3 protein-coding genes and 1 pseudogene are annotated in these 3,156 nt (G+C 55.1%); 3 read left to right on the top strand and 1 reads right to left on the bottom strand.

What is annotated here, in order from left to right; all coding sequences use genetic code 11:
- Positions 1 to 226 (top strand): annotated as a pseudogene (locus tag ABX962_RS33590) (hypothetical protein); the annotation flags it as partial.
- A gap of 14 nt (positions 227 to 240) precedes the next feature.
- Positions 241 to 1,122: a PP2C family serine/threonine-protein phosphatase gene (locus ABX962_RS33585; protein ID WP_372726040.1), complete on the top strand. Its 882-nt coding sequence runs from the start codon at positions 241 to 243 to the stop codon at positions 1,120 to 1,122.
- Between the two features lie 11 nt (positions 1,123 to 1,133).
- Here ABX962_RS33585 and ABX962_RS33580 read toward each other — a convergent pair whose 3' ends face one another.
- Positions 1,134 to 1,838 (bottom strand): transposase, encoded by a 705-nt coding sequence (locus ABX962_RS33580; protein WP_372726039.1) that lies wholly within the window; start codon positions 1,836 to 1,838, stop codon positions 1,134 to 1,136.
- Positions 1,839 to 2,151: 313 nt separating this feature from the next.
- Between ABX962_RS33580 and ABX962_RS33575 the strand changes: the two genes are divergently transcribed.
- Entirely contained in the window at positions 2,152 to 2,904 is a 753-nt protein-coding gene (locus tag ABX962_RS33575; RefSeq protein WP_372726038.1) for an MIP/aquaporin family protein, read from the top strand.
- The last annotated feature ends 252 nt before the right edge of the window (positions 2,905 to 3,156 follow it).

Genomic DNA, 3,156 nt, shown 5'->3' with positions numbered 1-3,156 from the left:
GCTCATCGAGAAAAATGAGCACAGGAGTGCCAACGTGAAACTTGAAAACAGTACCACCGTGGTTGAAAAGCAGTCAGCCGCGCCGACGTGGTCCGAGGAGCCTTGGGATCGGGTGAAAACGGCGATCAATCAGCGGCAGCCGCATTTGGATTCGCGCGACATGAAGACGTTGCCGCGAAATGTGAAGGCAAGCAGTCAGGGAAACGATTTAAGCGAACGTAAGTGAACGAGGGATGTCCGATGAGAACGGATGGGTTTGATATTTTCGGTGCCAGCGACATCGGCAAAAAACGCGAGGAGAATCAAGATCATTTCATGGTTGCCGATTTACGGCGTCAGCTTACCGTTCGGCAAACGGACATTCCGGAAAAGCAAAACGCGGAACTGTTCGGGTGTCAGCAAGGAAGCATCATGGTCGTGGCCGACGGCATGGGGGGGCATCAGAGCGGCGAGCAAGCGAGCCATACGGCAATCGAAGCATCGGCAAAATACGTGCTCGATATGATGCATTGGTTCCTGAAACTCTCGGCCGACGACGAGCAAGAGTTTCTCGACGAATTGTCGGATTGTTTGAAGTCGGTGCAAAAGAAAATTTGGTCCGCGGGTGGACCCGGCGGGCGACGCATGGGGACCACCGTGACGATGGCCTATCTGTTGTGGCCGCGGATGTTCGTCGTTCATGCCGGCGACAGTCGGTGCTATCTGCTCCGCGATGGTCAGTTTCAACAGCTGACAACGGACCATACCATCGCCCAGCAGTTGATTGATTCCGGCGGCATGTCACCCGACGATGAGGCTGTCAAGAACTGGCGACATGTGCTTTGGAATTGCGTTGGCGGGAGTGAAAAACAGGTTCGTCCGGAAGCGGTTCGATGCCGCCTGCAACACGATGACGTGCTGGTTTTGTGCAGCGATGGCCTGACAGGGATGTTGAATGACGAAACGATTCGTCTGATCATTTCATCGGCTGACAACAGCGAGCAGGCCGTTGGCCGTTTGATCGACGAGGCCAACCGTGCAGGGGGCGAGGACAATATCTCAGTCATCGTTTGCCGAATTGATCGACCGGACGATTGCGATAACGACCAACCGGTCGGAGCGTTCGACACAACCATCGTGTAGCAACAAAGGTGTCAGGACTCTTTTTCTGCCTTTTGCTTAGCTGGCTGCTTTTTCCGGGGGCGTCCTCGGGGGCGTAGCGTGGACTCCAGGTCGAGACGTCTCGCGATTGACTCGACCCACGTTTCATCGCCGTAGGGGCTTCCGCGTCTGACGCTCCACCGAATCGCTTTCAGTTCGTCCTCGGTGAGTGGTTCGTTGACCCGTTGCGACCAATTTGGCAAACGTGCAATCGGCCAGGGTGACAGAAGTTTCGGTTCGGGCTCAGGCTTGGCGAGCCAACGGGCGAGTGATCCCCATTTCCAATCCTCTGCCCGATCGACCAAGTTCGCCCGTAGAGCATTTCGCTCCACATACCTGCAGACTGTGAAGAAATGTTCGTCATCTTGCATCGGAAAGCTCTTGAATCTTCCCTGGTAGATATGTCCTTCACCGGCACTGCCATAATGTGCATGCAGGCGCATGGTGTGTGTCAGAGAAACCCACCGCAAGAAGTTGCTCATTCCGCCATCCTGGGTCGGGCTGAGCACAAAGTGCCAATGGTTTGGCATCAATTGGTAGGCAAGGATTTGACAGGGGTAAAGACTCAGCCCGTCGGCAAGGATCCGCTCAAAGGCGTCGTAGTCCTCTGGTTTATGAAAAATATCCGCGCGAGCGTTCCCGCGGTTCAGCGCGTGATAAATGCCACCGGCTTCGTCAGCACGTTTTGGTCGTCCCATTGCGATAGCCTAACAGACCTGAATGACCGAAAAAAGAGTCCTGACACCTTTTGTCACTCTGTCACTCCGAAAAAAGAGTCCTGACACCTTTTGTCACTCGTGTTGTCGTCTTCGATGTGGGTTATGTTAGTCGCACGAATCAACGACAAATTTAATCCATGCGTTGGGGCGAACCAGAATGAAGTAGCGATTGTGGTCGCAATTCACAGTCCGCTACGTGTGGGTCGGTCCAGAATGCATCCTGGTGTCGAGAACAACACGCGAGTTTTGAACCGGTGACCGCGCACTGCCCGCCTCAATATGGAGTCTTCTGATGTCTGCCTATACTGCCGAAGTGATTGGAACCATGATGCTGATCCTGTTTGGCAACGGCGTGGTGGCGAACGTTGTTCTCGCCCGCACCAAGGGAAACGACGGCGGCTGGATTGTCATTGCCGCGGGTTGGGGCATCGCCGTGTTCGTTGGGGCATTTTGTGCCAGTGAGTTCAGCGGGGCACACCTCAACCCGGCAGTGAGTGTCGCGATGGCGGCAGCCGGAAAACTGAGCATTGTTGACGCTGGTTATTACGTCGTGGCTCAGTTCATTGGTGCGATGCTGGGAGCGGCACTGGTCTATTTGTTCTATCGCGAACACTTTAACGTCACCGAAGACGCTGATTCGAAACTGGCGTGCTTTTGTACCGCGCCGAACATTCGCAAGTCCGGACAAGCGTTCTTTTGCGAAGTTGTCGGCACTTTCGCGTTGATCCTGCCCATCTTTCTGATGGCGACACCGAGTCTGATTCAAGGCGAAGCACCGTCCGATTCCGACCCGGTGTTGGGTCTTGGTTCACTCGGATTGCTGCCCGTTGGGCTGCTCGTTTTCGGAATCGGTTTGTCACTCGGCGGAACCACCGGCTATGCGATCAACCCGGCTCGTGACCTGGGGCCGCGTCTGGTGCACGCCCTGCTACCCATCAAGGACAAACGCAATAGCGATTGGGGCTATGCGTGGGTCCCCGTGATGGGGCCATTGCTGGGAGCGGTGTTGGCAGCGCTGCTGTACCGCTTCGTGCTGTCGAGTTAGTCTTGCCCGTTTTACGTTCGAATTGAAATAGAGTCCGCCACGGGCCAGTGGCCCACCGCTTAGACTTCAACATTATCATAGGTCATTCGCTTCATGTTCCATCGATGCTACTTCGTCACGTCACTCGTCATCGGATTGACGCTCTCGCTCTCGGTTTCACCCGCGTTGTCTCAGGATGGCGGAGGCGGGGAACTCGGATTGAATGCGGTGAAATGCGACGGTGACTATCAACATCATTTACAAGGCGTTTGT

This window comes from Novipirellula sp., assembly GCF_041583735.1.
Taxonomy (GTDB): Bacteria; Planctomycetota; Planctomycetia; order Pirellulales; family Pirellulaceae; genus Novipirellula.
Note: the sequence above shows the minus strand (reverse complement) of the source record. Positions and strands in the feature narration are given on the sequence as shown.